Source organism: Acetobacter sicerae (genome assembly GCF_011516765.1).
Classification (GTDB): domain Bacteria; phylum Pseudomonadota; class Alphaproteobacteria; order Acetobacterales; family Acetobacteraceae; genus Acetobacter; species Acetobacter sicerae.
In genome coordinates this window covers 1-1,239 of record NZ_JAAABN010000071.1, presented here as the reverse complement: position 1 = coordinate 1,239, position 1,239 = coordinate 1, and the positions used below count along the sequence as shown (strand labels likewise).

General features: G+C 55.5%; 2 protein-coding genes and 1 pseudogene. All 3 read right to left on the bottom strand.

All coding sequences use genetic code 11. The annotated features are described in order from the left end of the window. Nucleotides 1–381, bottom strand: a pseudogene (locus tag GVI59_RS18630) (recombinase RecT); the annotation flags it as partial. Then, nucleotides 378–854, bottom strand: a complete 477-nt coding sequence (locus tag GVI59_RS18625) for a siphovirus Gp157 family protein (protein ID WP_206752388.1) — start codon at nucleotides 852–854, stop codon at nucleotides 378–380. The gene GVI59_RS18625 and the pseudogene GVI59_RS18630, both read right to left, overlap by 4 nt. Beyond that, nucleotides 842–1,132 carry a hypothetical protein gene (locus GVI59_RS18620; RefSeq protein WP_173575527.1) on the bottom strand — a complete coding sequence of 97 codons (291 nt, stop codon included), beginning with the start codon at nucleotides 1,130–1,132 and terminating at the stop codon, nucleotides 842–844. The genes GVI59_RS18625 and GVI59_RS18620 overlap by 13 nt, the downstream gene beginning before the upstream one ends. Between the last annotated feature and the right edge of the window lie 107 nt (nucleotides 1,133–1,239).

The window sequence follows — 1,239 nt, the reverse complement described above, 5'->3', positions numbered from 1 at the left end:
GGCATCCTTCAGAAGCACTTCAACCGTTCTGTCTTTCGCTTCGCCTTTGATGCGGCCCATGACAAATACCTTTCGGGAATCTCCAACTCCCGAAAAATCGTAATCAAGACGGCCTTCAAGAACCCCGCTGGCCTGAACGGCGGCTGCAACCAGCTTCCCTTCAAAGCACATTTTGCCTCGAACAACGGCTGTTGCCTGCGCTACGGCAAAAGGAGACATCTGCCAGCGCATCGCCTGTTCGATCACCATCAGGCAGTCGCCCGGACTCCCTTGCAGATGCTGTGGAACCATTTTGGCGGAGGACATAGCCTTAGCAAGCTGCATCGCCCCCTGCATACCATCGATTGTAAAACCGCCGCTTACGGTCAGTGCATTGCTCATTTCGCCAGATCCTTTCTTGCACGGATGACCAGTCGTGGAGCGCCGCCGTTCGACAGCGTTGCGCCCGGCACTACATCCCCGTGCTTCAATTTCTTCGTCAGTTCTGTTCTGTTCAGCTTGTCCGGCTGCGGCTCAAACAGATCCGGACGTGCTGCTCGAACTGCATTCTCGTCCGAGACCATCACTGTCTGGGGTGCGGTAGAAAGGCCCGCTGAATAGTGCGTGCTATTGAAACCGAGCAGCCCGTTCTCGGTCATGTATTCGGACATTGCGTCGCGGAGGATGCGCTGTGCTTCCTTGGCCGCCTTCTCAATACCTTCGAGCGCAACAATGCCCTCGATTGCCTCTTTGTCTGCGTGCGCCTCTCCGACCTCACGAGCCTCCATGATCGCGGAAACCCATTTGTCAAACACAGGTTTTACATGCGAGGCGTGCAGATCGTTCATCTGCTCCAGCGGGCTCACAACACCCACCCCGCCTGCTCGAACACAGCATCCGCCTGCGCCAGATGCGCCTCAAGCATGAACTCCCGATCATCAGCGGCAATACGATTTGCTGAACGCTGCATGTCGTTCGCCATATCCCCCAATTCCAGAATCATTGAAGCGATCTGATCGGAAAACTCGTTGTTCAGGTCGTCACATTCACCCATCTGGCGAACAGTCTCCTGAAAGGCCAGAAGATGCGCCGCCGCCCGTTCGCGGTGTTCAATGCTGTGCGCGTCATTTGTCGTCAGGCCAATTACCTGCATCTCAACCTCCATTGTTGGAGAAAAATCGGACAACTCGTCCACGGAACCGGGGCCGCAACCCCGGAAACACGGGCGTGTTAGTCTGTGATTTTTGTATATGTGAACGA

Coding starts and splice junctions, on each gene's coding strand:
- GVI59_RS18620 (WP_173575527.1), bottom strand. CDS start 1,132: ATGCAGGTAATTGGCCTGACGACAAATGACGCGCACAGCATTGAACAC.